The sequence below is a fragment of the Cysteiniphilum sp. genome (assembly GCF_057495195.1).
In genome coordinates, this window is record NZ_JBXTEF010000005.1 from 33,479 (window position 1) to 60,392 (window position 26,914).

At 38.7% G+C, this 26,914-nt stretch carries 28 protein-coding genes; 18 read left to right on the forward strand and 10 right to left on the reverse strand.

What is annotated here, in order from left to right; all coding sequences use genetic code 11:
* Nucleotides 1–48 precede the first annotated feature (48 nt).
* Genes ACY10D_RS00435 through ACY10D_RS00465 form a run of 7 tightly spaced genes read left to right on the forward strand, consistent with a single transcriptional unit; the run spans nt 49 to nt 10,052 of the window.
* Nucleotides 49–2,130, forward strand: a complete 2,082-nt coding sequence (locus ACY10D_RS00435) for a TonB-dependent receptor family protein (RefSeq protein WP_486998843.1) — start codon at nt 49–51, stop codon at nt 2,128–2,130.
* A 19-nt stretch (nt 2,131–2,149) separates the two neighbouring features.
* Entirely contained in the window at nt 2,150–3,379 is a 1,230-nt protein-coding gene (locus ACY10D_RS00440; protein WP_486998844.1) for an ATP-grasp domain-containing protein, read from the forward strand.
* Entirely contained in the window at nt 3,360–5,096 is a 1,737-nt protein-coding gene (locus tag ACY10D_RS00445; RefSeq protein ID WP_486998845.1) for an IucA/IucC family protein, read from the forward strand. The genes ACY10D_RS00440 and ACY10D_RS00445 overlap by 20 nt, the downstream gene beginning before the upstream one ends.
* Nucleotides 5,093–6,340 carry an MFS transporter gene (locus tag ACY10D_RS00450; protein WP_486998846.1) on the forward strand — a complete coding sequence of 416 codons (1,248 nt, stop codon included), beginning with the start codon at nt 5,093–5,095 and terminating at the stop codon, nt 6,338–6,340. The genes ACY10D_RS00445 and ACY10D_RS00450 overlap by 4 nt, the downstream gene beginning before the upstream one ends.
* Nucleotides 6,337–8,046 carry an IucA/IucC family protein gene (locus ACY10D_RS00455; RefSeq protein ID WP_486998847.1) on the forward strand — a complete coding sequence of 570 codons (1,710 nt, stop codon included), beginning with the start codon at nt 6,337–6,339 and terminating at the stop codon, nt 8,044–8,046. Before ACY10D_RS00450 ends, ACY10D_RS00455 begins: the two co-directional genes overlap by 4 nt.
* A 1-nt stretch (nt 8,047) precedes the next feature.
* On the forward strand, nt 8,048–9,286 hold the full coding sequence (locus ACY10D_RS00460) for a type III PLP-dependent enzyme (RefSeq protein ID WP_486998848.1): 1,239 nt from the start codon (nt 8,048–8,050) through the stop codon (nt 9,284–9,286).
* Complete coding sequence (locus ACY10D_RS00465) at nt 9,279–10,052, forward strand: ABC transporter ATP-binding protein (RefSeq protein ID WP_486998849.1); 774 nt, start codon at nt 9,279–9,281, stop codon at nt 10,050–10,052. Before ACY10D_RS00460 ends, ACY10D_RS00465 begins: the two co-directional genes overlap by 8 nt.
* A 429-nt stretch (nt 10,053–10,481) precedes the next feature.
* On the opposite strand, the gene uvrB is transcribed toward ACY10D_RS00465, so the two are convergent.
* A complete protein-coding gene (uvrB, locus tag ACY10D_RS00470; RefSeq protein ID WP_486998850.1) occupies nt 10,482–12,503 on the reverse strand; it encodes an excinuclease ABC subunit UvrB in 2,022 nt (673 codons plus the stop codon).
* A gap of 202 nt (nt 12,504–12,705) precedes the next feature.
* Between uvrB and ACY10D_RS00475 the strand changes: the two genes are divergently transcribed.
* Nucleotides 12,706–12,963 (forward strand): helix-turn-helix domain-containing protein, encoded by a 258-nt coding sequence (locus ACY10D_RS00475; RefSeq protein WP_486998851.1) that lies wholly within the window; start codon nt 12,706–12,708, stop codon nt 12,961–12,963.
* Between the two features lie 98 nt (nt 12,964–13,061).
* Here the strand turns inward: ACY10D_RS00475 and ACY10D_RS00480 are convergent, their stop codons facing one another.
* The 5 genes from ACY10D_RS00480 to ACY10D_RS00500 all read right to left on the reverse strand — a co-directional run bounded on the left by ACY10D_RS00480 (nt 13,062) and on the right by ACY10D_RS00500 (nt 16,910).
* Nucleotides 13,062–14,036, reverse strand: coding sequence for a KpsF/GutQ family sugar-phosphate isomerase (locus tag ACY10D_RS00480; protein WP_486998852.1), 975 nt, complete (start codon nt 14,034–14,036; stop codon nt 13,062–13,064).
* Between the two features lie 107 nt (nt 14,037–14,143).
* Complete coding sequence (locus tag ACY10D_RS00485; RefSeq protein WP_486998853.1) at nt 14,144–15,886, reverse strand: proline--tRNA ligase; 1,743 nt, start codon at nt 15,884–15,886, stop codon at nt 14,144–14,146.
* 37 nt (nt 15,887–15,923) lie between these two features.
* Nucleotides 15,924–16,175 (reverse strand): hypothetical protein, encoded by a 252-nt coding sequence (locus tag ACY10D_RS00490; protein ID WP_486998854.1) that lies wholly within the window; start codon nt 16,173–16,175, stop codon nt 15,924–15,926.
* Between the two features lie 79 nt (nt 16,176–16,254).
* Complete coding sequence (locus ACY10D_RS00495; protein WP_486998855.1) at nt 16,255–16,674, reverse strand: PIN domain-containing protein; 420 nt, start codon at nt 16,672–16,674, stop codon at nt 16,255–16,257.
* Nucleotides 16,671–16,910, reverse strand: a complete 240-nt coding sequence (locus tag ACY10D_RS00500) for a FitA-like ribbon-helix-helix domain-containing protein (RefSeq protein WP_486998856.1) — start codon at nt 16,908–16,910, stop codon at nt 16,671–16,673. Before ACY10D_RS00500 ends, ACY10D_RS00495 begins: the two co-directional genes overlap by 4 nt.
* Nucleotides 16,911–17,098: 188 nt before the next feature.
* Between ACY10D_RS00500 and ACY10D_RS00505 the strand changes: the two genes are divergently transcribed.
* The gene (locus tag ACY10D_RS00505; RefSeq protein WP_486998857.1) at nt 17,099–17,749 is read left to right on the forward strand and encodes a 4'-phosphopantetheinyl transferase family protein; all 651 of its coding nucleotides are present in this window, start codon (nt 17,099–17,101) and stop codon (nt 17,747–17,749) included.
* 230 nt (nt 17,750–17,979) lie between these two features.
* On the opposite strand, the gene ACY10D_RS00510 is transcribed toward ACY10D_RS00505, so the two are convergent.
* From ACY10D_RS00510 to ACY10D_RS00520, 3 genes are all read right to left on the reverse strand, one after another.
* Nucleotides 17,980–18,441: a TUL4 family lipoprotein gene (locus ACY10D_RS00510; RefSeq protein WP_486998858.1), complete on the reverse strand. Its 462-nt coding sequence runs from the start codon at nt 18,439–18,441 to the stop codon at nt 17,980–17,982.
* A 146-nt stretch (nt 18,442–18,587) separates the two neighbouring features.
* Nucleotides 18,588–18,959 (reverse strand): Mth938-like domain-containing protein, encoded by a 372-nt coding sequence (locus ACY10D_RS00515; protein ID WP_486998859.1) that lies wholly within the window; start codon nt 18,957–18,959, stop codon nt 18,588–18,590.
* A gap of 16 nt (nt 18,960–18,975) precedes the next feature.
* A complete protein-coding gene (locus tag ACY10D_RS00520; RefSeq protein WP_486998860.1) occupies nt 18,976–19,620 on the reverse strand; it encodes a site-2 protease family protein in 645 nt (214 codons plus the stop codon).
* A gap of 94 nt (nt 19,621–19,714) precedes the next feature.
* Between ACY10D_RS00520 and ACY10D_RS00525 the strand changes: the two genes are divergently transcribed.
* The 7 genes from ACY10D_RS00525 to ACY10D_RS00555 all read left to right on the forward strand — a co-directional run bounded on the left by ACY10D_RS00525 (nt 19,715) and on the right by ACY10D_RS00555 (nt 24,807).
* Entirely contained in the window at nt 19,715–21,733 is a 2,019-nt protein-coding gene (locus tag ACY10D_RS00525) for a M3 family metallopeptidase (RefSeq protein ID WP_486998861.1), read from the forward strand.
* Nucleotides 21,734–22,072 (forward strand): YraN family protein, encoded by a 339-nt coding sequence (locus ACY10D_RS00530; protein ID WP_486998862.1) that lies wholly within the window; start codon nt 21,734–21,736, stop codon nt 22,070–22,072. It begins immediately after the preceding gene.
* A gap of 106 nt (nt 22,073–22,178) precedes the next feature.
* Nucleotides 22,179–23,255 carry a tRNA (5-methylaminomethyl-2-thiouridylate)-methyltransferase gene (locus tag ACY10D_RS00535; RefSeq protein ID WP_486998863.1) on the forward strand — a complete coding sequence of 359 codons (1,077 nt, stop codon included), beginning with the start codon at nt 22,179–22,181 and terminating at the stop codon, nt 23,253–23,255.
* Nucleotides 23,255–23,479 carry a sulfurtransferase TusA family protein gene (locus ACY10D_RS00540; protein ID WP_486998864.1) on the forward strand — a complete coding sequence of 75 codons (225 nt, stop codon included), beginning with the start codon at nt 23,255–23,257 and terminating at the stop codon, nt 23,477–23,479. The genes ACY10D_RS00535 and ACY10D_RS00540 overlap by 1 nt, the downstream gene beginning before the upstream one ends.
* 3 nt (nt 23,480–23,482) lie before the next feature.
* The gene (locus ACY10D_RS00545) at nt 23,483–23,671 is read left to right on the forward strand and encodes a Trm112 family protein (RefSeq protein ID WP_486998865.1); all 189 of its coding nucleotides are present in this window, start codon (nt 23,483–23,485) and stop codon (nt 23,669–23,671) included.
* Nucleotides 23,664–24,428 (forward strand): 3-deoxy-manno-octulosonate cytidylyltransferase, encoded by a 765-nt coding sequence (kdsB, locus tag ACY10D_RS00550; protein WP_486998866.1) that lies wholly within the window; start codon nt 23,664–23,666, stop codon nt 24,426–24,428. Before ACY10D_RS00545 ends, kdsB begins: the two co-directional genes overlap by 8 nt.
* Nucleotides 24,406–24,807, forward strand: a complete 402-nt coding sequence (locus ACY10D_RS00555; RefSeq protein ID WP_486998867.1) for an HIT family protein — start codon at nt 24,406–24,408, stop codon at nt 24,805–24,807. Before kdsB ends, ACY10D_RS00555 begins: the two co-directional genes overlap by 23 nt.
* On the opposite strand, the gene ACY10D_RS00560 is transcribed toward ACY10D_RS00555, so the two are convergent.
* On the reverse strand, nt 24,804–25,469 hold the full coding sequence (locus ACY10D_RS00560; RefSeq protein ID WP_486998868.1) for a YiiX/YebB-like N1pC/P60 family cysteine hydrolase: 666 nt from the start codon (nt 25,467–25,469) through the stop codon (nt 24,804–24,806). The genes ACY10D_RS00555 and ACY10D_RS00560 overlap by 4 nt on opposite strands.
* 124 nt (nt 25,470–25,593) lie before the next feature.
* Here ACY10D_RS00560 and yaaA point away from each other — a divergent pair, with 124 nt between their 5' ends.
* Nucleotides 25,594–26,367, forward strand: coding sequence for a peroxide stress protein YaaA (gene yaaA / locus ACY10D_RS00565; protein ID WP_486998869.1), 774 nt, complete (start codon nt 25,594–25,596; stop codon nt 26,365–26,367).
* Nucleotides 26,364–26,834 (forward strand): 23S rRNA (pseudouridine(1915)-N(3))-methyltransferase RlmH, encoded by a 471-nt coding sequence (gene rlmH / locus ACY10D_RS00570; RefSeq protein WP_486998870.1) that lies wholly within the window; start codon nt 26,364–26,366, stop codon nt 26,832–26,834. Before yaaA ends, rlmH begins: the two co-directional genes overlap by 4 nt.
* Nucleotides 26,835–26,914 lie beyond the last annotated feature (80 nt).

Genomic DNA, 26,914 nt, shown 5'->3' on the forward strand with positions numbered 1-26,914 from the left:
CTCCCATCTTGTTTTAAATGAAAATCATTATCATAATCTGAGGGGAAAATGAGAGATAATCATCCATGTATTTGGCGTAAACCATTACAGCGTTTGGCGCTATTGCCGTTTTTGATTGCAAGCAGTGCTTATGCTGAACAAAGTACATCAAATAACGACACTAATGCGTTAGTGGTTGAAGGCAGCTGGTTAGGATCAAGCGATTTGCAAGATGTAAAGACCTACCCCGGTGCTCGGTCAATTGTTACTGAAAGTGACATAAAAAACTCAGGCGCTACCGATATTCAGAATGCTTTAATGAGTATTCCAAGTGTTCGTATCCAAGATGAAACAGCGGGTACAGGCATTTTACCTAATATCTCTGTGCGTGGTTTAAACCCTTTACGTAGTGTCGATTTGCAGGTTCTAGTCGATGGGATTCCATTGGCTTTGGGGCCTTATAGTGCAACAGGACTATCATTATTTCCGGTAAGTTTAGATATGGTTAAGAAAATCGACATTGTCCGTGGTGGTGGTGCTGTGCAATATGGTCCAAATAACGTTGGAGGTGTGATTAATATCATTACTAAGCCGATTCCAACAGATTATGAAAGCGTTATTGGTCAAACAACGACAGCTGCACCAACCGGTAAGCTACTATCCAATAGCTATTTGCGAACAGGAGGGTTTTTAAGTGACAACTTTGGCGCTCAATTCCAAGCAAATTTTACGCGAGGAAGTGGCGATAGAGAGCATTCTAATACCAATGTTGATAATTTCTTAGTGAACTTTGATTATTGGCCAACACAAAGTACAGAAGTAAAATCAAGTCTGCAATACTATCATGCCGATGCGGAGTTGCCAGGGGCATTGACTCCAGAGCAATATGCCGATAACTGGCGTCAATCTCAAACGCCTAATAACCAATATCAATCAGAAAGCTATCGCGCATCTGTCGTGCTACAACATGATTTTGATAATAACAGCCAATTTACTTGGATGAATTATTATAATAAAAATAGACGCAATTTTATTTGGCAAAGTCCTCTTAATGCAGGACAAATACCAACAGCCATGGATCAATCTCCTCGTACTTATCAAACGTTTGGTACTGAGCCAAGTTATAATTTCATTTGGGATGGTTATATTAAACAAAAATTTATTATTGGTGCACGTTACCTTTATGAAGATATTTTCTATCCGGTCTATAGCCAAGAGATTAGCTCAGGAGCAACGACAACAAAACGGCAGTGGTCATCTAATACAAATGCAATTGCCGCCTATGTAAGTGATACTTTTTATTTCATTAATGATCGACTGCAAATCACCCCAGGCGTTCGTGTTGAATCGGTATATCAAAATTTCACGGATGAATTAAATCATACGAATGACAAAACAAATAATATGACTAAGTTGCTACCAGGGTTAACGATTGGTTTTCAAGCCAATAAAAATATTTATCTGTTTGCAAATGCCCAGCGCTCATTGCTACCACCACAAATGACGCAGGTTGCCAATAGTAATGGTAGTAGTCTCACCGCTGAGTTAGCCAATAATTATGAAGTTGGTACGCGCACACAAATTACCAAAGAGCTACATACGAATATCACGTTATTTAGGACTGATTTTGATAACAAAATTGAAAAGATTAATTCAATTGAGCTGGCTAATGTTGGTAAAAGTGTTCAACAAGGTATTGAAACACAGTTAACTTATAGCCCTGTCTTTATTAAAGGTTTGGACTTTACACTGGGTTATACTTATCTAGATGCTGAGATTCAAGAGGGGGAAAATGCCGGTAATCGCCTGCCATACACCTCACGTAATCAATTTAGCATTATTAGTAATTATAACTATCATAGCTGGAACTATAATATTAGTGGATATTACTTAAGTAGTGCATTTAGCGATCCAGAAAACACCCCTATAGAAACAAGTGATGGGACACAGGGACCTATTCCAGCCTACTGGTTATGGAATGTATCGGTTAATAAAACCACTCAACTTTCAACCAATACAGAGCTATCTATAAGCTTCTCAATACATAATTTATTTAATGAACAATATTACTTTAGAAATGTCGATGTCAGTGGCGGTATAACACCTGCGCCTGGACGTGCATTTGTTTTAGGTGCTCAACTAAAATTTTAACTTGATGGAGTCAATTATAATGATGCCAAATACATCTGTTTTTGTTATCGTCAGTCATGTTGTTACCAAGATGATTAGCGATGGTATTGTGCCTAAGCTCATTGCTCGCCAACAACCCTTTGTTATCTTGACAGATCATGCAAAGGAGCATGAGCAGTCTATTTTGTCTTTATATCCGCAACTTAATGGCAATACTGTTATTGACTGTGATGTCTTTAACCCAATTAGTATCATGAATACTTTGCATGCCAAGCAGATATATCCTTGTGCAATCTTTAGTAATAGTGATCATTTGCAAACGGCAACAAGCATTGTGGCTGCATTTTTTAAGGTGCCTCATAAAGATTGGCATACAACGCAGTACTGTAAAAATAAATCGCTCATGCGTTCTAAACTGATTGATTTGGGCTTATCAACTATTTGGCAATATACACTGACCAATCTTCAAGAGTTAAATACCATCATAAATAATCTTCAGTATCCGCTTATTGCTAAACCATGCATGGGTGTTGCGAGCATGAGTGTTAGGAAGATAAATGATGTGGATGAACTGCTTAAGTACTGTAATCATTATTTCATGCAGTCATCTGAACAAATTGCTTTGTTGCTAGAGAAATATATAAAAGGTGATGTTTATAGCATTGAAACATTAGGTGATAGTCATGCGATACGAACACTGGGTGGATTTAAGACACATATCAGCCCGCCACCTTATTTTATTGAAACCAATGCTTTATGGATACCAACGCTTGATTCAGTTATTGAATTACAACTATTGCATATACTTAAAGTCCTTAACGTCCAATTTGGCGCATGTCACACCGAATTTGTGATTGATGAGAATGATAAGGTAGAAATTATTGAGATTAATTATCGCTCAGTTGGCGATCATAAGGAGTTTCTTATCAATGAACTATATGATGATCAATATTTTGATGATCTAATTGACATTTATCTTGGTGAGAAGTTAAAGCATCATCAGCCTGCTTTTAGCTGTGCAGCAATTCATTATCTTGTGGCTGAGCGTGATGGTCAGATTATTAAAGCGCCTCAAAATATGTCTCAATCGAATCTTAATTTCACGGCATTAAAAACGGTAGGTGAAAGTGTTCAGCGTGATTATTCCAACAAAGATTATTTAGGCATCTTATATGCATTGAGCAATCAAGAGTCACAGCTTAAAAAAATGATGAGTAACACAAAAGCATTGCTACTTTGGGAGGTTATCAATGAAGTTGATTTCGCTTAAAGAATGGCGACATGCGCGTCAGTATATTATTACCCGCTTATTGGATTGTTTTATTCGCGAGCAAATTGGTGCATTTGCACAGCCGATGATGGTATCTAATACAAATACATTAACCATTGAGCTTAATAATAAAATCTATTGTTTTGCTGTTTCTACAGCGCAATTTTTGCAGCACTATAAAGTCAAACATTATACCTGGACGCATGAAGGTGATCGCACGACTAAATCAAATATTATTGGCTTGATGCGTGCACTTTATGCTCAGTACTCAATGACTGATCATTATGATTTAAATCTTGCAATTTCTGAGTATAAAATCGCGGTATTGCAGCATGCGCAAATATTAAAGAAAGCAGCTAAATCGCAACCGTATTTTGAAAATACGCTAGCGTATTATGATCATCTGGCGTCTTTTATGGATCACCCATTATATCCAACAGCGCGTGCTAAGCTTGGATTTTCAATAGAGGATTTAATCAAGTATGCGCCAGAGTATGCACAAGTCTTTGAGCTAAGATGGCTTGCTATTGAAAAATCAAAAGTACAGTTAACGACAGAAGCATCGTCATTCTGGCCGACAGCAGCGACATTTGGTTTATCGTTACAGCGAGATGAACCCCATCAATTTATTCCGGTTCACCCCTTTGCTTATGATTTTGTGCAAAATATACTTTCACAGCATAATATCTCTTACATAAAAATTGAGACATCTTATCTTAAAGTACGCGCGACTTTGTCAGTACGTACGGTCGCACTAGTCGATTGGCCGCATATTCATATTAAATTACCTTTAAATATTCGCACACTGAGTACTAAAAATATCCGGTTGATTAAACCAAGTACGATTAATGATGGCGCTGTTGTTCAATCGCTTTTAAATGATATTGTGATGCAAGATCCAACACTTAATGACTATTTACAATTATGTGATGAGTCATTTGGAGGGTGTGTTGCCAATTTACGCGAAGTTGCGTTTATTGTCAGGACTTATCCCAATACACTTTCAGATGGTCGTTATCTTTTTATTCCAGTTGCTAGTTTGAATGCTAAGAAAGGTGCGCAATCAGTCATTGAGCAACTTTGTCACGACTATTATGCCGGCAACCTCCTTTGTTTTCTCAAGCAGTACTTTGCGCTGCAGCTGCATGTTCATTTAAAGCTTGCTTTTAAATATGGTATTGCCTTAGAAGCAAATCAGCAAAACAGTATTATTGTCATTGATAAAGTCACAGCAAAAATGCAGTTATTACTCAAAGATAATGACGCTCCTAGAATTCATAAAAACCGCTTATTAAACACATTTGCTAATGCACAATCTCACCTTCAAAGAATTCAGGATGTGCGTATATTACATGATGATGAAAGTGCGACGTTAAACATGTTTAATACCATTATTTGGCAGTTGAATATTGCGTGCATTATAGAGCCCTTGATTCAAAAAAACCTGCTTAAGCGTCTTGATATTTATAGGGTGTTACAAGAAAGCCTTGATCAGGCGATGTCTGATTTAGGGCTCGCACACACAGTACAAAATAGCATTAGGGAAACCTTGATTGAGTCTCAATTTATATCGATCAAGCATCTATATACGGCTGGAACTTTTTTGCCAAAGCACCTGAGTGCTCAAGGGGATATTAATAAGTTTTATGGTGATAGGGCACCTAATTTTATGAGTGTGCTACTAGCTAAACCAAAAACCGTGTGTGATCGATCATGAATAGTCAGAGTCGCAATATTAGCTTGGTGTTATTATGCCATTTTATTTCTGCTGTGAGCACACTTGGTATTGCACCCTTTTTTAGCTTGATTCTTCATCAAGGCTTTCAACAGCAGCCATCAATGCTGATTGGTTTTTTATATGTCTTACCAACATTATTAACAGCAATTAGCGCGCCTATGTGGGGTAAGCTTGCGGATAGAATGAATAAAAAGTCAGCGATTTTGCGTGCACAGTTAGGTTTGAGTATAAGCTTCTTTATTGCTGCTTTTTCGGCGCAACATCTTGCTGTTTTTATTGTATCTCTCTGCTTGCAAGGAATACTAGGTGGCACACTTGCTGCAGCGAATGCCTATCTTGCTAAAACAGTTTCACAGCAAAAACTCCCACAGATTCTAAATTTAACGCAGCTGTCAGCGCGTTGTGCATTTCTTATTGCGCCTATTGTCATCGGCTTTCTGATTCATGTTCATTCTGTTTTTAGTATTTATGCATTACTGGGCACGATAACCTTTCTTTCTAGTATCTTGATAATGATCTATCTGGAAAATGATGAAAAAAACATATCTATGGATTTAGATAAAGATAAAAAAGGTGAAAAAGATAAAGTAGTGAATAAAAGATCAGGCAATAAAAGATCATCTGACATTGGTGCGAGCCTGCCTTATGGATTGTTATTGCTTGGTACATTTGTATTAAGTTTTAGTCTTGTAGCAACTTTTCCTTATTTTCTACTATTTCTAAATACTGTTTTTGATGTTTACAGTACGACGGTTGCAGGCATTATTTTTGCGATACCTCATGCTGTATATTTACTTATTTTATTGCCTTGCCAACGGTTGCAGCTATATCTTAGGCATCCTTTAAAGTTATTGATGATTTCATTGATTACATTGTCTATTAGCTTTATCTACCAAGCATACACATCATCTTTTGTGCTCTTAATTATCTTGAGAGTGATTATGGGGATAAGCATGACTTGTGCTTATATCAGTCTCAACAAGCTGACTGCTCAGCTGCCATTTGCTCAAAAAGAAGGACGCGTTTTTGCATGGCTTGATAGCTTTAACAAGTATGGTGGTGTTGTCGCAGGCGTCTTAGCAGGTGTTATGTTTAGTGCTTGGGGTTTATCAGCTCCTTTTATGCTTGCAGCATTGCCACTTTTGCTGTTATGCGCCATTTATCAACTTTATCTCATGGTTTATTCAATTTCATCTTCTCAACAACATAAGGAGGCGATATGAGTGATTCGCTTGAAAGCCAACAATCTTCAGCTTTAATAAATAGGGCAAATGAGATCGCAGATCGGCACTCATGCAATGCACTATTGAATTGCTATATTCGAGAGTTTGTATTACCCGCAAATCAATTGACAATAAAAAAAGATCAACACCATAAACAGATCATTTATTTTCCTGTGGGTGCCTATACCTTATCTGCGCGTATTGCCAAAGCGTCATTGAGTGGGTTTTTCACCATTAATTCTCAGATTATAGCCACTGATCACTTAGGTAACGAAAATATAATCGATTATTTAAGTTTGCTTTCGCTTATTAATCATCACCTATCTCAACAGCAAGCCTCTATATTAAACATTGAGCTATTATTGCAAGCCAAAAATAGCTTACAAAATATGGCGTATTTTGTTTCGTGTATCAATGACTCTCCAATACAGACACATTTTATTGACAACGAACAACAACTTGTTTTCGGGCATGAATTCCATCCAACACCTAAGGCAAGATATGGTATTAATGGTCTATTAATGTGTAAGCTCTCGCCAGAGATTTCTGCAAAGTTTAGATTGCATTATTTTAAGGTCCCAAAGCACTTAATTCATAGCTATGCGTCACAAGCAGCATTACCCCCTTTATTCAAAAGTGATCAGGATTTTATTTACTATCCACTGCATCCATGGCAAGCAGCATATTTGTTATCAGATAAAAAATATCAAAAGCTATTAGCAGATTTATCTATTAGCTCAGTGGGTATCATGGGAGACCTAACACAGGCAACTTCCTCAGTAAGAACGTTATTTACTAACAGTGATGATTATATGTATAAGTTTTCATTACATATAAGATTGACGAATTGCCTCAGAAAGAATGCGATTTATGAATTAGAAAGTGCGGTAAGCTTAAGTAGGCTGCTTAAACAGCGGAACTTAACAGACGGGCATCCTAATGTCACTCTACTCTATGAACCAAATGCCTATACATTGGCGCTAAGTAACTTGGCAGAGCATATTCATTTAAAAGAAATATTTGGTGTTATCCTGCGTGAAAATATTCCAGTTGAACAGCAGCATAACACGTATGTTGCATTGAAACTTTTTTCTGCGAACGTGTCAACTAAGTCAACTATCGAGCAATTACTTCAACAGCGCTCTAGACAAACACAACAGCATTATACAGTAACGGCACAACAATGGTTTGTGAGATATTGTCAAATATTAATTCCTTTTGTATTGGAGAGTTTTTGTCATAAGGGTATTGTTTTTGAGCCACACTTGCAAAATATCATTGTTCATTTAAATGAAAATCATGAGCTAGAGCACCTTTATATTCGCGATTTAGAAGGAACAAAGCTGTGCTTGCATCACTGGAGAAATAATCCTCAAGAACTGATGTCAGAGAATGTTTTTTATGATGGTGAGCAAAGTTTTAGGCGGATTGCATATTGCCTTATATTTAATCATTTGGCGAGTGCTATTCATTATATCGCCAGTGATAGTTTTAGCCTTGAACAAAGTCTTTGGCAAATTGTGCATAAACAAATTCTTAAGTTAAGACATCACTCAAATGATCTCTTTACGCAACAGCAATTAGATCGATTATTAACAAGTAAATCCCTACCATACAAAGCGAACCTATTGACTCGATTTTTAAAATCTGCCGATAGAAATGCGCATTACATTGATTTACCTAATCCTTTGTTGATGGAGAAGTAGCGTGCAAGAAGTCTTAAAGATAATCACTCAACTTGATCAAGTAGAGCAACATATTAACCAACTAAAGAAAATACAGTTTCGACATGAGCCATTATGCGCTTACATTTACGACTTAGATGCCCTTGATGATCACCTAAGGCAAGTGATGCGTTTTTTGCCAAAACAATGCCAGATGTTTTACGCGGCTAAAGCCAATGCAGAAGCGCCAATACTCAAAACAATAGCGCAACATTGTTATGGTTTTGAGGTGGCCTCTATGGGTGAGCTTAGTAAGATCCGCCAACAGTATCCTAACATTCCAATTGCTTTTGGCGGTCCCGGGAAAACAGATGATGAACTATCAGCTTGTTTACAGCAAGATGTACAGTTTATTCATGTTGAAAGTTTGTATGAATTACAGCGCTTGAGTCACATTTGTCATAAAAACAATCAAACCGTGCAAATTTTGTTAAGGCTTAATCTTAAGTTTGATGAATTTAATCAGACTCGTTTAACGATGGGGTCAAAACCTTCGCCCTTTGGCATGGATGAAACTATGCTGCAATCGTGTTTAGCTTATTTGGTAGGTCATCAGTTGATTCAACTGAAAGGTCTGCACTTCCACCTTGCATCCTTTCAGGTTGATGAGTACAAACATGCTAAGCTGATCGCTCAATATATTGATTATTTACACCATATCAATCGTACACATCGATTGAATCTCACGCATTTAAATGTGGGTGGTGGTATTGGCGTAGATTATGCAGACAAAAGTCATCGCTTCAATTGGCAGCTTTTTTTTAATTTATTAAACCAAACCTTATCACATGATGATAACAAAGAACTTTCTATTTACTTTGAATGTGGCCGCAGTTTAAGTGTCTATTGCGGTTATTATGCTGTTGAGGTGATTGATATTAAACAAAGTCATGGTGAGTATTTTGTGATAACACGTGGAGGCACACATCATTTTCGCACACCCTATGCTCAGTCGCATAGCCATCCTTTTACTACCATCCCTGTCAAGCATTGGGATAAAGCATATCAGCGTATTACGATTGCCGATAAAGAAGTGACTATCGTAGGACAGCTGTGCACCCCTAAAGATGTGCTAGCATATAAACAGATGATCAAACACCTTTCAATAGGTGATATCATTGTATTTTCACATGCAGGTGCTTATGCTTGGAACATATCTCATCATGATTTTTTATGTCACCCGCACCCTGAACATTACTTTCTAGGAGAAACAAATGAATAATCTCTCACCAACACTTAGTGCACGTAATCTAAGCTTTGGCTATAAGAATAAGTTAATTCTTGATAGTATTAGCCTTGAAATTCCAACGGGTAAGATTAGTGCGCTTATTGGTCCTAATGGCTCAGGGAAAAGTACATTGTTGAAGGCTTTATGTGGATTATTAAAACCGAATAATGGTGAGGTGTTACTAGAAAATCAGCCAATCAACCATTACAAATCAAAACAACTCGCGCAGTCAATAGCCTTTCTCCCGCAGCGTTCGAGTATTCCAGATAATTATCGAGTTGCTGATTTATTAAATGCGGGAAGATTCCCCTATCAAAGTCTTATCAAGAAGATTTCCCAAGAGGATAATAGGGTCATTGAGTGGGCGCTAGATATTACGCAAATGCATGATTATAAAGATTATTTTATTAATGAACTATCAGGAGGATTACAACAGCGTGCATGGCTTGCCATGATATTAACACAGCAAACGCCAATTATTGTGTTAGATGAACCTTCTACATATTTAGATATTAAGCATCAATTACAATTGCTTCAACTAGTCAAAACACTTAATGTTGATCACAAGAAAACAATCATTTGGGTGCTTCATGATTTGGCTCATGCGGCACAAACCAGTGATTATCTATTTGTACTTGATTCTGGCCGGCTTGTTGCTCAAGGTGATGTTGGGTCGATAAGACAATCCGGTATTATTAATCAAACTTTTGACGTTAAATTAGCACCAGAATATTTTAATAAGCATGTTGAGCTTTTATAGTTATATACCGGAATGATGGCTCTAATCGTGGTCCAAAAAATGGGGAGTATTATAAGTTTCCACTCACACAACAAATGCAGAAGAGCCAAAATTATTTGCTTCTAAGGAACCTGCGAATGCGTAGGATCAGATAAGAGATAACAGTAAGTGCAACAACGAGCGCAATGATTGGGTGATCTTGAACAATTTGTGGAATAAATGATAGCGTGGCGGGGATATTCATTTCTCTAATTATTCGCTCTGCTGCATAGCTGTTGCTGTAGAGCATTACTGCGAATGCTGCAAGACATAGTAAAAATCGCATCGTACACTGTTGTAGTGCAGAGATTGTAGCATAAATATGTGAGATATTAACCATGGATAAGTAGATTTTTTCTCAAATATTGTAAAAAATACGCCATTTTAGTTAATTATAAAGTCATTAATTGTCTACAATAAGTACTTTTCTTTGATGGTTTTGATTTGGTCGCGCATTTTTCCTGCTTGTTCAAACTCAAGATTACGCGCATGCTCTTTCATTGTTTTTTCAAGTTTCTTAACGAGTGTCACGGCTTCTTTCACACCAAGAACCTCATCAATGGCAATATCTTTAACCTTTTTACGCGCATTATTTTTGGCTGCCTTCTTACCAAATTCAGGAGATAATTCCAATAAGTCACCAATCTTCTTTTTGATGGATGTTGGCGTAATATCGTGATCAATATTAAATTGCTGTTGTTTGTTGCGCCGCCGCAATGTCTCATCTATCGCGCGTTGCATTGATCCGGTAATCACCTCAGCGTATAAAATAGCCTTGCCATTAATGTGACGTGCAGCGCGGCCAATGGTCTGGATCAATGAGCGCTCTGATCTTAAGAAACCTTCCTTATCCGCATCAAAGATCAAAACCGTGCTAACCTCAGGCATGTCTAAACCTTCACGTAGTAGGTTGATACCAACCAATACATCAAAGACGCCCATGCGCAGATCACGAATAATCTCAACACGTTCAACGGTGTCAACATCAGCATGAAGATAACGGACATTGACCCCGTGTTCAGATAAATAATCCGTAAGATCCTCAGCCATACGCTTAGTAAGGGTTGTGATAAGAATGCGCTCATCTTTTTGCACTGCTTTGTTTATTTCAGATAAGGCATCTTCCACTTGTATGTTTACAGGTCTGACCTCAACCAAGGGATCTAGCAATCCTGTTGGCCGCACAACTTGTTCAGCTATATTTTGTTGATGTTCTTTTTCATAATCAGCGGGCGTAGCTGAGACATAAATTGTTTGGGTAACTAATGCCTCGAATTCATGAAATTTAAGTGGGCGGTTGTCTAATGCTGAAGGTAGACGAAAACCATAATTAACAAGATTTTCTTTGCGTGAGCGATCTCCTTTATACATGCCGCCAAATTGCGGTATGGTGACATGTGATTCGTCAATTACAATAAATGCATTTTGCGGTAAATAATCCAATAATGTCGGTGGTGGCTCACCTGGTGCGCGAGCCGACAAAAGGCGTGAATAATTCTCAATACCTGTGCAGTAACCCAGTTCATTAATCATTTCAATATCATATAATGTGCGCTGCTCAATGCGTTGTGCTTCAATCAAGCGGATTTCTTTTTGAAAATACGCAACACGCTCACGTAATTCATCTTTGATTTCTTCTACCATGCTTTTTTGGCGCTCTTTTGAGCTGACATAATGCGTACTTGGAAATATGGTTGCGCGATAGGTGTTTGCTGTGATTTTGCCAGTAAGTGGATCGATGAGTTTAATACTCTCAATCTCATCATCAAATAGCTCAACTCTTACGGCATCTTTATCAGAATCTGCAGGAAATATATCGATAACTTCGCCACGCACACGATATGTTCCACGTGAGAAATCCATATCATTGCGATGATACTGCATGTCACTCAAGCGTCTTAAAATACTGCGTTGATCGATTTGCTCACCTACTTTAAGGTGCAGCAGCATTTGCATATACTGCTCAGGATCGCCCAAGCCATAGATTGCTGATACGGTGGCAACAATGATTACATCTTGGCGTTCTAAGATCGCTTTGGTGGCAGATAAGCGCATTTGTTCAACATGTTCATTAATCGATGAGTCTTTTTCGATATAAGTATCCGATGCAGCAACATAAGCTTCAGGCTGATAATAATCATAATACGATACAAAATATTCCACGGCATTCTTTGGGAAAAACTGTTTCATCTCGGCATATAATTGCGCGGCAAGTGTTTTATTATGTGCAAGAATCAGCGTAGGGCGCTGAACATTCTGAATGACATTAGCCACTGTATAGGTTTTTCCAGAGCCGGTGACACCAAGTAATGTTTGATGTTTTAAGCCTCCTTTTAAACCTTGAGTTAAGGATGCAATTGCCGTTGGCTGATCTCCCGCGGGAGTGTAGTTTGTATGGAGTTCAAAGGCATTTTGTTTTCTCTCTAAGTGCATCGTAAAGTCGCTAATTTCAATTCAAACACAAGTCATGATAGCAAAGCAATGCATCTTTGTGACATTAAAACATAGCAATTTGACTATAGTTATTTCAGCGAAAACGCAAGCATCAAAGTGTTGATCTCTTTATGCAAGCTTTAAATTTGATTCTATCTTTAAGTTACAAGAGAGGTAACAAACTTAGATAAGGATATTCATCATGAGTAGCAATATAGAAAGATTTATTTATGCCATTGCTGAGATGCGTTATGAAGAAGCAAGACGTAATCCGCAAGATGAGCCACGTTTTATGTTAAGTCTAGTCACGGAAGAAATTGAGCGTGGCTTAATTAAGGCAACTTTAGCATATACTGGGTTTCATTTAAGTAATACCGCTGAAGTATTGGGCATAAGTCCTGCGACCTTGAAAGCTAAAATCAAAAAGTATGATATTTTTGTATTGGATTTCTCAAGTTAGTCATAATGAAAAAAGTTGCAGCAACGATTGCCTTGCCCTATGCGGGAGAGGTCGTGCAGCGTAGGCTGCGCGGGTGAGGGATAACTAAAGTTAGTTATTTAAGCGATACCCTCGCGTACTAAGTCATGCATGTGGATAATGCCAGCAATTTCATTTTGATGATTTAAAACCGCCAATGTGGTAATTTTCAATTGATTCATGAGGCTTAATGCTTCAATTGCCATGGCGTCCTCGGTGATTGTCTTTGGTCTTTTGCCCATAACTTCTGCAATATTAAGCCCTTTTTGATAAAGGGATTGTTGGAAAATTCTACGCAAATCACCATCGGTAAAAATACCATTAAGTGTCTTGTTATCATCAGATATAAGCGTCATTCCTAAACCTTTAGAGCTGATCTCTAAAATCGCATCTTCTAATGTACTTTGAGAAGTTACAATGGGCAGAGATGTACCGCTTTTCATAAGATCTGATACTTTTAAAAGCAAACGCTTGCCTAATGCACCACTTGGATGTGAGTTAGCAAAGTCTTCCGCACTAAAGTTTTTAGCATTTAATAACGCAATCGCTAAGGCATCACCCAATACCAAAGTTGCTGTTGTACTTGATGTGGGTGCTAAATTGTGTGGACAAGCTTCCTTTTCAACACCGAGGTTAAGGGCAATGTCTGCTGCTTGTGCCAATGCAGATTGAGGTTTACTGGAGATGGCGATAAGTGGGATATCAAGGCGCTTAATCATCGGGATTAATGAGGTTAGCTCAGGGGTTGAGCCAGAATTTGAGATGGCAATGACGATATCTTGACGTGTAATCATGCCAAAATCACCGTGCCCTGCTTCAGCTGGATGGACGAAGAATGCGGGTGTTCCCGTGCTAGCAAGCGTGGCTGCAATCTTTGAGGCGATATGCCCTGATTTACCCATGCCGATGATAATCACACGCCCCTGACATTTGAGAATTAACTCACAAGCGGTGATGAAACTATCATCAATATGTTTTTTAAGCTGTTGAAGCGTCTCAATTTCTAGATTGATTGTTTTTAGTGCATCTTGAGCAAAAGGATGGTTGTTTGACATAACAAAATCAAATAATAAAGTATTTTCAATGCGTGTTATTGTAAGTGAGGATAAGAGAAAGTCAAAATGGTTTGCGATGGGTTGTACCCTGCGCAAACTAAATTAGGTTAGTGGCATGGGCTTAATTTTGCTTTGCCAGTTTGCTTAGCGCAGACCTTTTGCAACACAGCGTCAATGCTATAAGGAATCTCAGATTTTTGTTGTGTTTTGCGACATTTGTATTCGATGACATCATTTTCTAGTCCACGTTCACCAATAATCAGTTGATGTGGTGCACCGATTAAATCCGCATCAGCAAACATAATACCTGGTCGCTCTTTGCGATCATCAAATAAAACATCAAAGCCGGCAGCTCTAAGATCATTGTAAAGTTTATTGGCAACCTCGAAGACTTTAGTTGATTTATGCATATTCATTGGAATGATCGAGATATCATACGGTGCGATCTCACTTGGCCAAATAATGCCATTATCATCATGCGATTGCTCGATTGCCGCCGCAATAATACGCGTGACACCAAAACCATAGCAGCCCATAATAAGGTCTTGTTTCTTACCATTTTCATCAAGAATATTGGCGTTCATCACTTTGGAGTAGTTGTCCCCTAGTTGGAAAATATGCCCAACTTCAATGCCGCTTGTAAGCTCAAGTGTGCCCTTGCCATCAGGAGATATATCGCCGGCAACTGCATTGCGAAGATCAGCAACATCATAGCTTTTAATATCGCGATCCCAGTTTGCACCAAAGAAGTGAAAATCATCTTCATTAGCGCCACATACAAAGTCGTGTAACATGACAGCGCTATGATCAGCAATCACTTTAATCGGTGAATTAACAGGACCTAAAGAGCCGATATTGGCATTAAATGCTTGCTGTATTTCGGCTTCCGTGGCAAAAGTAAAAGGTGCGTTGATTTGAGGTAACTTTTCGATTTTGATCTCATTTAACTCATGATCCCCGCGCAGCACTAAGGCAAAGAGTGTATTATCACTGTCCTTGATAATAATCGTTTTGATCGTGTTTTCAGGTAACAAGTCAAACTTTTGACAAATATCGCTAATGGTTTTTAAGTTAGGTGTTGAGATCCTTTCAAGTGATTGAGAAGGAGACTTGCGTGTCGTGAGATCTGGCTTTAAATACTCTGCCATTTCAATGTTGGCAGCATAATCACTTTGATTGCTGTAGCAAACAATATCTTCGCCCGCTGCGGCAAGTACTTGAAACTCATGTGTTTTACTACCACCAATGGCGCCAGCATCAGCATTAACGACACGAAATTTAAGTCCCATACGCGTTAGGATATTACAATATGCTTGATGCATTTTCTGATAGGTGTCTTCTAAGCAATCATAATTGCTATGAAATGAATAAGCATCTTTCATAATAAATTCACGTGCGCGCATCACGCCAAAGCGTGGACGTATCTCATCGCGGAATTTTGTTTGGATTTGATATAAATTCAGGGGTAATTGTTTATAGCTTTTAATTTCTTTGCGTGCAATGTCAACAATCGGTTCTTCATGTGTTGGTCCGTAGCAAAAGTCACGCTCATGGCGATCTTGCATTTTTAGAAGCTCAGGACCGAATTTTTGCCAACGATGCGTTTCTTGCAATAGCTCAGCAGGTAATATACTAGGCATTAAAATCTCACAGGCGCCTGCGTTATCCATTTCCTCACGAACAATTGTTTGCACTTTTTGTAGCACTTTCATGCCTGTAGGTAGCCATTGATAAATGCCTGAGGCAAGTTTGCGAATTAAGCCAGCACGTAACATATATTGATGACTGATTAATTCGGCATCTTTTGGCGTTTCTTTTTCAGTGGCAAGTAAAGTTTGCGATATTCTCATATTTAGAATCTTGTGAAAAGCAATGTGTGAGGTTACGTTAGCTCGTTTTTTGAGTCGGTTCAAGCGGATTTTCGGAATTTGTGTCATTTGGTTTATCCGCTAATAGCCGGTTACGTAAAAAAGCATATAAAAATAGCGCCAAAGGCGCCGCGTAAACCCAATAAACAACGTGTCCTTTAACGATAATACTAAAGTTGTTGAAATAGAAAATAGAGGTAAGTGAGGCAATAAAGGTAATGCAAGCAAGAAAGAAGATAGTATCAGCGATATAACGGAGTTTTTGTTTCATGGTGGTTGTCTCCAATTAAGTAAACTATGTTAATTATATAATGCAAGCATGCAGTTGGGTAGTCGCGTTTAATTAAATACTAACATTCCCAAGGATTAATATAAGGTACTTCAAATGCTTGAAATGGGTTTGTATCGCGTGTTGCAATGGTCATTGAGTTTGCTTTGGCAATAGCTGCAATATAGGCGTCTGCTATGCCGACGGCGATACCGTTTTTTCGTGCTTTTACCATTGATAACGCGTAGATTTTTGCAGCATTCTGATCAAAGCTCAAAACTCTATTAGCAAACAGTGGCAATATGGTTGATTCTAGACTTTCTTCTAGTATCGTCTTTTTCTTGCCTGAGGGTAATGCCGCAATACCAAATCGAATTTCTGCAATGCTGATGGTTGATAAATATAGCGCATCGATTAGTTGATCATCAAGCCATTTGATAACGTTTACATTCGGTCGAGGCTTTAATGGTTCTGAAATAACGTTAGTATCGACAAGTATCATGTGAAATCCAATGGTGAAGGTGGTGTTTTGTCACGATGCGTATCAAGTTTGATAACTCCAACCTTTTTGCGAATGGTGGATAATAGGCTGCCTAGCTTCACTTGACTTTGGTGCTCAACAGCGTTCTTTAGTATTTCCCTAATTTCAGCTTCAGTGCTTCTGCCGTGCTTTAATGCTTCTGCTTTTAGTGCGCGATGCACGTCATCTGGTACGTTGCGGATAGTTAGTACAGCCATATCATTCTCCTAGAGTTTATATATACCCATCACAAACTACTTTACAAGCAAGTACCGTAAAATGATTCACGAGCGATATAATGGAATTTGTGCTGTCAGTATATGAAAGTGCTTTCATTTCTGCAAGTTTACGTTTAAATTTCTATTTTAACTATGAAGTCAAGATGAACCTGTTCAATAAGCTTATAATGATGATTGATATATATGTTCTAAATCTAAACAAATTTGATGCGCTAGAAGCGCTTAGTATATTACCGTTTGAAATTAGAGATTATGCCAGAGGCTTGAAATTGGAGCGTAAGCGTATCGAGTATATTGCATCGCAATGGTTGCGCTATAAGTTGTTGAGTGAGTTATTAGGTGTTACTACTACTGATCTGCGATTTTCAAAGTCCCAAAATGGACGACCATTTCTCGTTGATAGTATGATCGATTTTAATATTAGTCATACGCGTGATTATGTTGTTATAGCAATTGCTAAAGGGAAGCGTGTTGGTATTGATGTACAGACGAAAAAAGAAAAAGTCGATGTGCTAGCGATAGCAAAGCAATATTTTGCAAAGAGCGAGTATGACTTGGTTGCTGCTAAGAAAGGCGACAGTGCGCAACGAGACGTGTTTTACTGGCTATGGGCATATAAAGAAGCAAGTCTTAAGCTGACTGGTGAGGGGATTGCTAATGGGTTAAATCGTTATATTTTTGAAGTCAATGAAAGTGGCGAATGCAAAAAGAAAAATGTCCAAGATAAATATTACTTCCATCAACAGTTAGATGAAAATACACTGCTCTGCTTAAGTTTTGAGAAAAGTAATAGCAAGGTTAGATTGAATTTTTTATAGAATTTAAGGCTATATCCCTGCCCACTTTGATTGTGTAAGCGTTGGCTGAACGCAAGTCGAAGCCTCTATGAAGTGTAATTTTCCCAAGCTACACACTTCGACTGATACTCAGTGCATCGCTTTGATTTACGCTCAGGGTACGGTGAGTACTTATGGGTGAATATTTAGTTTTAGTCAAATTTAAAGCGTATTAATACATAGAAAAGTTACTGTTGAGGTGCTGTCGCACTTTATTGAGAAACGTTAAGCTCAGCTTGGCCAACAACTGCTTTGCTTGGTGTGTACACCACTTCAGCTTTCCATACACCTGGACATGATATTGAACCATTAGCGCTTTGATGGGCAAGTGTTCTATAAGCCCAAGAGTAATCGCTGGCCTCTTTGTATTTCATAATTGGGAACGTTGTGCTTACGCAATGGGATTGGCTAGGTGCAACCCAGTGAAGTTTTAAATCCCCTTGTTTGGCGCCATTCCAATCAGTATAAATCTTTGCAACTAAACGTCCATCTTTAGCGCTTAGTTTAACTGTTGAGCTTGGCAATGAGCTACTATTTGAGGTGACTGATGCTGGTGCTGACATTGCTGTAACAGATGCATCCGTGCTTTGTGGCGCAGGTGCTTTAGGTGATGTGGCACAAGCAGATAATAATGCGGCACTAGAAACAATGCCAAGTAGTGTGATTTTTCTCATCGTTGTCTTCCTTCTGTTGTATGAACCTATAAGAATCACTGATTACTATAGACCTAATCCTAGCGTATAGCAAAAAGATATCAAGGAGGTTAGAGAAAATTTAATAAAAAGTGGCGAAAAATTGATTTATGCCGAGTATTTTGATGTTAGACAATGATAGCAGCGGCAACACGGCGCCCTTCATTTGCTAGAATATTAAAAGTGCGGCATGCGGCAGCTGAATCCATAAAATCAATGGATTTGCCTAGGCGGGCAAAAGCAATGATGATTTCTTGCGGTGGAATCTGTGATGTTGCACCGGTGCCAAGAAGATAAACATGCGCATCAAGCTCAATAAGTGGATCAATGACATCAAGATTAAGCCCATCAATAGATTTTACATCCCAGTTATTATTAATAATTGCCTCAGGTGTGATAATCACGCTGTGAGAGAATGTCTGTTGTGGGAGTGTTAGCTCGCCAGACTTGTAGTGTTTAACAAAAATTGGTGAATCCGGTTTTTCATGTTCTAATTGCATTGTTGATGCCTTGAAATTAAAAGATAAATTGAATGAGTAAATAGAGTTTATTAATCAGTGGTAGCAAGATGCTTGCCAGTAAATTTGATTGACCAAAAGGAATAAACAGCAGCAAAAGCACGATCAAAAATCCCCAGCGCTCTAAACGGTTGTACTGTAGTGTTGCTTTATAAGGTAATAATGCGCTAACAACGCGACTGCCATCAAGTGGTGGAATGGGTAATAAGTTAAATACCATTAGCATCAAATTGAGTATGACACCAAATTGTGCCATCTGATGGAAACCGAAGTTTGGTACAAATTTCCACAGCAAAAACCAAATAATTGCCATAATAAAATTGGCTAAAGGTCCAGCAATTGCCACAAGAATCATATCTTGGCGTGGCTTTTTGAGGTTGTTAAAATTAACAGGCACAGGCTTTGCCCAGCCAAATAAGAAACCAGTACCTAATAGAAACATTGCAGTTGGCAGAATGATTGTGCCGAGAATATCGATATGTTTAATCGGGTTTAAAGTAACTCGCCCCATAAGATAGGCGGTTTTGTCACCGCGTAATTTGGCGATGTAGGCGTGTGCTGCTTCATGTAGTGTGATAGCAAAGAGCATTGGGATGATAAACATCACAAAAGCTGTTAAATAAGTGTTAAGATCAGCAGGCATTGTCTATTAGTGCTTTTTTCATATTTTTTCGCAGTGAAATAAGTGTATTATAAAGCCTTAGCAGAATGAAGAATTTATGCCAAGGAACATACAGATGAGCGATGTAGTTACATTAGATTTACCCAAGTTTTCACAAATAGACATTGATAACGCCAAGACTGAAGTGGAAAAGTGCATTCAGTATTGCCGTAATTTAAAAGAGCAATTACTTAAAGAGAGTGATTACACATGGGATGATTTTATTTATCCTTTGGAAGAAGCCGAAGATGCGCTTAGCAAAACTTTTGGCCCTTTGGGGCATTTAAATGCCGTTAAGAACACACCGCAGTTGCGCGAAGTCTATCAGTATTGTGTTGAGAAAATATCAGAATATTCAACGCAAACTGCACAAGATGAGCGTATGTTAAAGGCATATCAAACTATTTTGCGACGTGATAAATCTTTAGATCAAGCGCAGATTAAGGCGATTAATGATGCTATTCGCAGTTTTAAATTATCAGGCGTGGACTTAGAAGGTGACAAGCGTCAGGAGTTTGAGCAAGTCGTTACTAAGCTTGCCAAGTTGCAAAGTGATTTTGAGAATAATGTGCTTGATGCAACGATGGCGTGGCATTATCACGCATTGAATGAAGATGAATTAAAAGGTTTATCAGACAGTGCTAAAGAGCAAGCACGTTTAAAGGCGCAGATACAAGAGAAGGATGGTTTTGTCTTAGGACTTGACGCACCAACCTATATTTCTGTAATGCAGCAAGCCGATAATCGCAAGCTGCGCGAGACTTTTTATAAAGCCTATATCACGCGCGCCTCCAGTGAAGCGGACAATAAAAGCTTTGATAACGCTAAGATTATGCAAGAGATTATGTGCTTAAGAGCACAAGAAGCTCGACTTTTAGGATTTAAAAACTATGCTGAAGTCTCATTGGCAACGAAGATGGCAACCTCAGTTGATGAGGTGATGCACTTTATGCAAGATTTGCTACAAAAGGCAAAACCACATGCACAAAAAGAGCTGCAAGAGCTTATAGCATTTGCTAAAGCGTCTGGATTGGATGATGAGTTTAAACCATGGGATAGCGTATATTATTCAGATAAGATGAAAAAGGCACGTTATGATTTTACCTCTGAAGAGCTGCGCCCTTATTTCCCTTTGAACCACGTAATGAAAGGCTTGTTTAGTGTATTGTTATCTCTTTATGGTATCACAGCGAAGAAGCGCAATGATTGGGATCGCTATCATCCACAAACAGAATTGTATGAATTTTATGATGAAAACAAGCAACTTCGTGGGGCAATTTTAGTTGATTTCTTTGCAAGAGCACACAAGCGTGATGGTGCGTGGATGGATGAATGTCGCACGCGCTATAAGCGTCTTGATCATTCAGTGCAAACACCTGTAGCGTATGTTACTTGTAACTTTATGCCCGCCAATGAAGGGGCTGATGCGTTATTGACGCATAATGATGTATTGACTTTATTTCATGAATTTGGTCATGCCTTACAGCATATCTTAACGCAAGTAGAGCATTTGCCTGTTTCAGGGATTAATGGTGTTGAGTGGGATGCCGTTGAGTTACCAAGTCAGTTTATGGAGAATTTCTGCTGGTGTGAAGAAGGGTTACAATTGCTGTCAGAGCATATTGAAACCAAAAAAAGCTTGCCAAAAGAGCTCTTTCAGAAGTTAGTTGCCTCACGTCAGTATCAATCAGGTTTAGCGATGTTGCGTCAGCTTGAGTTTGCACTGTTTGATATGCAACTACACCAAAGTAGTGTAGAGGGTTTAGATATTCATCAAATAATAGAGGATGTGCGCCAATCAACAGCATTGTTAGAGGTGCCCAAGTTTAATCGCTTTGAAAATGGCTTTTCACATATTTTTGCAGGTGGCTATGCGGCAGGCTATTACAGTTACAAATGGGCGGAAGTGTTATCCAGTGATGCTTTTGCTGAGTTTGAACAGGGTCAGTCCGTATTAAACAAAGTCATTGGTCAGAAGTTTATGCAAATTATTTTGGAGACAGGCGGCTCAGCACCAGCGGCCGAGCTATTTGAAAAATTCAAAGGTCAAAAACCATCAGTTGATGCATTACTGCGTCATAATGGTATTGTTTAGATGAGTCGAGCCATTGGTGGTGAAGCGGAAAATAGAGCCTTAACGTTTCTAGAGACTCAAGGTTTTAGCTTAATTACCAAGAACTTTCTGACACCATTAGGTGAGATCGATCTGATTGGTCAAATTGCTGATGTATTGATATTTGTTGAGGTTAAGGCGCGAAAGTCAGCACAGTTTGGCTCGGCATTAGAAATGGTGACAAAATCTAAACAGATAAAAGTGCGTAAAACAGCGCAAGTTTTTCTGCAGCAACATCCACATTATCAACATGCCGAATGCCGTTTTGATGTCATCGGCATGACAGGAGATGATATTCAGTGGGTACAAGCAGCTTTTTAAATAAATACTTTGACAGAAAGTTATAGAAAGTTTCATTTGAATAATGAAAAAATTGTCTATAGCGCGTACAATGTGCGCAAATTTTAAAGTAGACACAATATAATAAATGACATCATTACATAATTCTCATTCAGAAAAACCTAAGCAATATAAGGCGGTTTCACTTATTTCCGGTGGTTTAGATTCCATGTTGGCAACCAAGGTGATTGCAGATCAAGGCATTCATGTTGAGGGTATTAACTTCTTCACCGGTTTTTGTGTTGAAGGGCATACGCATGCCATTCGTAAGAAAGATCAAAGCAAAGAAAAGCGTAACAATGCCTTATGGGTTGCTGAACAGCTTGGGATAAAATTGCATATTATCGATGTGATTGAAGAGTACAAAGATGTGTTATTAAATCCAAAATATGGCTATGGCGCCAATATGAACCCGTGTTTGGATTGTAAGATTTTCATGGTCAAAAAAGCCAAAGAATGGGCGCTTGAAAATGGTTTCGATTTCATTATTACCGGTGAGGTCATTGGTCAGCGTCCGATGTCGCAACGTAAAGACACCATGCCAGTTATTCAAAAGCAATCAGGTATCGATGATTTATTATTGCGTCCATTATGTGCTAAAAATCTACCTGAAACCAAGCCTGAGCGCGAAGGGTGGGTTGATCGTCAGAAGCTATTTGGTTTTCACGGGCGCAATCGCACGCCACAATTTGAACTAGCCAGCTCATATGGTTTTGTTGATTATGCAACACCTGCTGGAGGTTGCTGCTTTTTAACCGATAAACAATATTCAGATAAACTAGTTGATTTATGGAAAGGTCGCAATGATAAGCGTGATTACGACTTTGATGACATTATGCTGTTGAAAGTTGGTCGCCATTTGCGTCCTAAACCTGAGTTTAAATTAATTATTGCCCGCGAAGAAGGTGAGAATAATTTTCTAAATGGTTATAAGCGTCAATTTCCGCATATTACTGTTGAAAGTCATGGTGGACCACTGACATTGATCGATGGCAACTTTGACACTCAAGATGAAGCGTTTGTCGCTAGAATTATTGCGCGCTTCTCACAAGGAAGAGAAGCTGACGAAGTGACTGTGCGCTTTGCTTATCCTGATGGTGTTGCACGTGAGCATACGGTGAAGCCTTTTACCGTTGATGAAGTACAGCAAGCGTGGTATGTCTGATGGAGGTTAATGTTGAGCTAGATTTACGTCGCTTATTATGTCCGATGCCTGTGATTAAAACGCAAAATGCATTAAAAAAGATGACCGCTGGCGAGCAGTTAAAAGTGACTTGTACCGATCCAGGGGTTAAGCATGATATTCCTGCTTGGTGTAAGATCAATGGCTATGCTATCTTAGAGCAACTTGAAGTAGATAATGAATTCATCTTTGTGATTAAGGCGTAACAAATGGATCAAGATTTATTAAGTATTTTAGTATGTCCTGAATGTCAATCATCATTGATATACGATAAGCAAAACAAGGTGCTTGTGTGTAAAGCGGATAAATTAGCATACCCTATTATCGATGGCGTACCGCGTATGCTATTAGAAGAAGCTAAGAAGCTAACGCTTGAAGAAGTCAAACACTATGAGTAAGCGCCATATTATTATTCCAGCGCGTTTGCAATCAAGTCGCCTTGCCAATAAGTTATTACTTGATTTGGCAGGCAAACCCATTATTGAGCATGTTTATGAGCGCGCATTACAATGTGGCTTTGAGCAAGTGGTGATTGCTACAGATAGTGAAGAAATTCAGGAGGTAGCACACAGTTTTGGTGCGACAGTTTGCATGACGGCAGTAGATCATCAATCAGGCACTGATCGTTTGGCTGAAGCCGTGCAGAAATTAGCAATTGCTGATGAAGATATCGTTGTTAATATCCAAGGGGATGAGCCATTAATTCCGATGGAAAATGTGATTCAAGCTGCTGATTTGTTAGTGGATAGATCGCAAGCGGTAATGGCGACTTTGTGTGAGCAAATAACCGATGACAGTGAAATTCATGATCCAAATTGCGTAAAAGTCGTATTTAATCGCGAGCAATATGCTTTGTATTTCTCAAGAGCGCCGATTCCATGGCAGCGTGGTGTGTTTGACCAAGGTGAGATTAAGATGGGAGATCATTATCGTCATATTGGTTTATATGCCTATCGCGCGGGTTTTCTAAAGGTATATGCACAGATGGAAAAAAGTCCATTAGAGCAAATTGAGTCTTTAGAGCAATTACGCGTGTTATGGCATAATCAAAAAATTGCAATTGCTGAAGCTAAGGCGTCAACGCCTCCTGGGGTTGATACACAAGCTGATTTAGATAAAGTAAGGAAGATGTATGACAGCTTTTGTGCTCGATAAAGCTCTGGCTGATTCCAGCAGTCTCATCAAAGATCTTGGAGATATTCAATTACGGTTGTCAAACAACGCACTGGCGACATGGTTTCTCATCGTACCTAAAGTGACGGTCACCGAATGGTTTGAGCTTGATATGGAGATGCAGCTAAGGCTCAATGCTTTGATTAATACATTATCTCGTTTCCTCAAAGAGGATTTGCACGTTGATAAAGTCAATGTTGCCACAATTGGTAATGTCGTCTCACAAATGCATATTCATGTGATTGGACGCAAAAAAGATGATTTTTGTTGGCCTGATGTAGTGTGGGGTAAAAGCGAAAGGCAAGCGTATTTGGCGCATGCAAAAGAACAGTTAGTCTTTAAGTTGCTTAAAATTTTTTAATTGATGGCTTGTCGCAACTGCCCATAATGGTAAATGATTTCAAGATGCTTGGAACGTGACATCATACCTGGGTTAGTGCCTTTATCACCCTCTGGAATTGGTTTGTTAATGTCTTTGAAATAGCTTTGCCATTCAGGTGGTGTGTGCCCATTTTGTTTAAACGTCATGGTGTTTAGTGCAAAGATCGGCTTGTTATTATTGCTTAGCATAAACGCATCATAGATTAATTGTGAGCAGTAAAATGTCTTAAGATCGTTTTGATGGCTAAAGTCATCGTTATAAGGAAGTCCTTGCCATGATAAAGCGTAGCTAATCGCTTTTTTAATGAGTGGTTGGTATTGGGCATTTAAGCGCCCGACCATCACGCGTGGCTTGTTATCTTTATCAACGCTGCGCATTAAGAAATGATGCAAAGGTGTTAAATGTACTGACTTGTCAATGGCTTCAATAATTTCTGGCTTCCCTTTAACAAAAACAAGCATGCCAACGTGTGATGCTTGGGTGTTGCCATAGCCATAGGTAACATTAGTAATTGCGTTACATAATTTGCCGCAATTTAAATCCTGAAAGAATAGATCTCCCGCCTTGGGGGTGTAGCTAAAAGCCAGTTGACTTATGAGTGATAAAATAAGCGTAAATTTAAAGTGGGAAAATATCTTCATATTAGTTGTTGTTCTAAAAATCGAATGCTTGTTATACCAGAAAATTCTGGCAGTTGGGATTTTATGTTTTATTGGCAGCGAGTTTTGTTACAATGTGGAAAATGTTTTAAAACGGAAAACGACGATGCTAAGTCTTATTTCACCGGCAAAAAGTCAAGATTTCAGTCAGAATGCGCCAACAGAGCTTACCAGTAATGTATTATTCGCTGAGCAAATAAAGCAGCTCGTGGCTAAGCTTAAACATTATACGCCAGATGAGTTTGAGCGGTTAATGAAGATATCACCAAAGCTTGCAGAAGGTGTGTTTGATATGTATATCAACTTTGATAGCAATCACTACGGCAAAGACAATGCCAAGCAAGCACTTTTTGCTTTTACAGGTGATGTTTATCGAGGTTTGGATGCACTTACTTTGTCACCTGCGCAAATTGATTATGCGCAAGAGCATTTGCTAATGATTTCAGGCTTATATGGATTGATTCGACCATTGGATTTAATTCAGGCATATCGTTTGGAAATGGGGACTAAGTTTTATATCGATGATGTGTTGCTATATGATTTCTGGCGAGAAAGGTTAATAAAGAAGTTAAATGGCATTATTAAAGAGAATAACCACCAAGCAATCGTTAATTTAGCATCGAATGAATATAGTAAAGCAATTGATAAGAAAATGATTAAAGCGACATGGCTTGAAGTTGATTTTAAAGAATTCCATAAAGATAAATATCAAACTATTGCGCTTTTTGCCAAGCGTGCGCGTGGTCGAATGGTACGCTATATTATCGATCATAATATTAATGATATAGAAGCGCTTAAGGGCTTTGATTATGATGGCTATGTCTTTAATCCAGAATTCTCGCGCGATACATCATTTTGCTTTACTCGAGTCAAACCATGAGGATCAAGCTACTTGCCCTAGGTGAGAAAATGCCAGCGTGGGTACAAGAGGGCGTTAATGAATACCAAAAGCGATTAACAGGATCATCTGTTCAGTTACAGGTGATTGAGTTACCTATTGCCAAGCGCACAAAAACAGGTTCAATTGATGGATGGTTGGCGCTAGAAGCGAAAACAGTATTATCCAAGCTGAATGAGCAAGATCATTTAGTTATTTTGGATGTGCAATCAAAGCTTATTAGTACTGAAGAGCTTGCGCAAAAAATGGAAAACTGGCAGCAAAACACACCAAACGTTGCGATTTTGATCGGTGGCCCAGATGGAATTGATGATTCGATCAAACATTTGGCAAAGGAGAAAATATCGCTGTCAAAAATGACCTTCCCGCATCCAATTGTACGCATTATTTTTGCCGAGCAGATCTATCGTGCGTGGACAATTTTACAGGGTCATCCCTATCATAAATAGCGAATTGCTGAGAAATAATGATGGAATATGTTTAATATATTGTCAGGGTTTTGCTCACATTCCTCATAAATGAAATCAAG

Coding starts and splice junctions, on each gene's coding strand:
- ACY10D_RS00435 (WP_486998843.1), top strand. CDS start 49: ATGAGAGATAATCATCCATGTATTTGGCGTAAACCATTACAGCGTTTG.
- ACY10D_RS00440 (WP_486998844.1), top strand. CDS start 2,150: ATGATGCCAAATACATCTGTTTTTGTTATCGTCAGTCATGTTGTTACC.
- ACY10D_RS00445 (WP_486998845.1), top strand. CDS start 3,360: ATGAAGTTGATTTCGCTTAAAGAATGGCGACATGCGCGTCAGTATATT.
- ACY10D_RS00450 (WP_486998846.1), top strand. CDS start 5,093: ATGAATAGTCAGAGTCGCAATATTAGCTTGGTGTTATTATGCCATTTT.
- ACY10D_RS00455 (WP_486998847.1), top strand. CDS start 6,337: ATGAGTGATTCGCTTGAAAGCCAACAATCTTCAGCTTTAATAAATAGG.
- ACY10D_RS00465 (WP_486998849.1), top strand. CDS start 9,279: ATGAATAATCTCTCACCAACACTTAGTGCACGTAATCTAAGCTTTGGC.
- uvrB (WP_486998850.1), bottom strand. CDS start 12,503: ATGCACTTAGAGAGAAAACAAAATGCCTTTGAACTCCATACAAACTAC.
- ACY10D_RS00475 (WP_486998851.1), top strand. CDS start 12,706: ATGAGTAGCAATATAGAAAGATTTATTTATGCCATTGCTGAGATGCGT.
- ACY10D_RS00480 (WP_486998852.1), bottom strand. CDS start 14,036: ATGTCAAACAACCATCCTTTTGCTCAAGATGCACTAAAAACAATCAAT.
- ACY10D_RS00485 (WP_486998853.1), bottom strand. CDS start 15,886: ATGAGAATATCGCAAACTTTACTTGCCACTGAAAAAGAAACGCCAAAA.
- ACY10D_RS00490 (WP_486998854.1), bottom strand. CDS start 16,175: ATGAAACAAAAACTCCGTTATATCGCTGATACTATCTTCTTTCTTGCT.
- ACY10D_RS00495 (WP_486998855.1), bottom strand. CDS start 16,674: ATGATACTTGTCGATACTAACGTTATTTCAGAACCATTAAAGCCTCGA.
- ACY10D_RS00500 (WP_486998856.1), bottom strand. CDS start 16,910: ATGGCTGTACTAACTATCCGCAACGTACCAGATGACGTGCATCGCGCA.
- ACY10D_RS00505 (WP_486998857.1), top strand. CDS start 17,099: ATGATGATTGATATATATGTTCTAAATCTAAACAAATTTGATGCGCTA.
- ACY10D_RS00510 (WP_486998858.1), bottom strand. CDS start 18,441: ATGAGAAAAATCACACTACTTGGCATTGTTTCTAGTGCCGCATTATTA.
- ACY10D_RS00515 (WP_486998859.1), bottom strand. CDS start 18,959: ATGCAATTAGAACATGAAAAACCGGATTCACCAATTTTTGTTAAACAC.
- ACY10D_RS00520 (WP_486998860.1), bottom strand. CDS start 19,620: ATGCCTGCTGATCTTAACACTTATTTAACAGCTTTTGTGATGTTTATC.
- ACY10D_RS00525 (WP_486998861.1), top strand. CDS start 19,715: ATGAGCGATGTAGTTACATTAGATTTACCCAAGTTTTCACAAATAGAC.
- ACY10D_RS00530 (WP_486998862.1), top strand. CDS start 21,734: ATGAGTCGAGCCATTGGTGGTGAAGCGGAAAATAGAGCCTTAACGTTT.
- ACY10D_RS00535 (WP_486998863.1), top strand. CDS start 22,179: ATGACATCATTACATAATTCTCATTCAGAAAAACCTAAGCAATATAAG.
- ACY10D_RS00540 (WP_486998864.1), top strand. CDS start 23,255: ATGGAGGTTAATGTTGAGCTAGATTTACGTCGCTTATTATGTCCGATG.
- ACY10D_RS00545 (WP_486998865.1), top strand. CDS start 23,483: ATGGATCAAGATTTATTAAGTATTTTAGTATGTCCTGAATGTCAATCA.
- kdsB (WP_486998866.1), top strand. CDS start 23,664: ATGAGTAAGCGCCATATTATTATTCCAGCGCGTTTGCAATCAAGTCGC.
- ACY10D_RS00555 (WP_486998867.1), top strand. CDS start 24,406: ATGACAGCTTTTGTGCTCGATAAAGCTCTGGCTGATTCCAGCAGTCTC.
- ACY10D_RS00560 (WP_486998868.1), bottom strand. CDS start 25,469: ATGAAGATATTTTCCCACTTTAAATTTACGCTTATTTTATCACTCATA.
- yaaA (WP_486998869.1), top strand. CDS start 25,594: ATGCTAAGTCTTATTTCACCGGCAAAAAGTCAAGATTTCAGTCAGAAT.
- rlmH (WP_486998870.1), top strand. CDS start 26,364: ATGAGGATCAAGCTACTTGCCCTAGGTGAGAAAATGCCAGCGTGGGTA.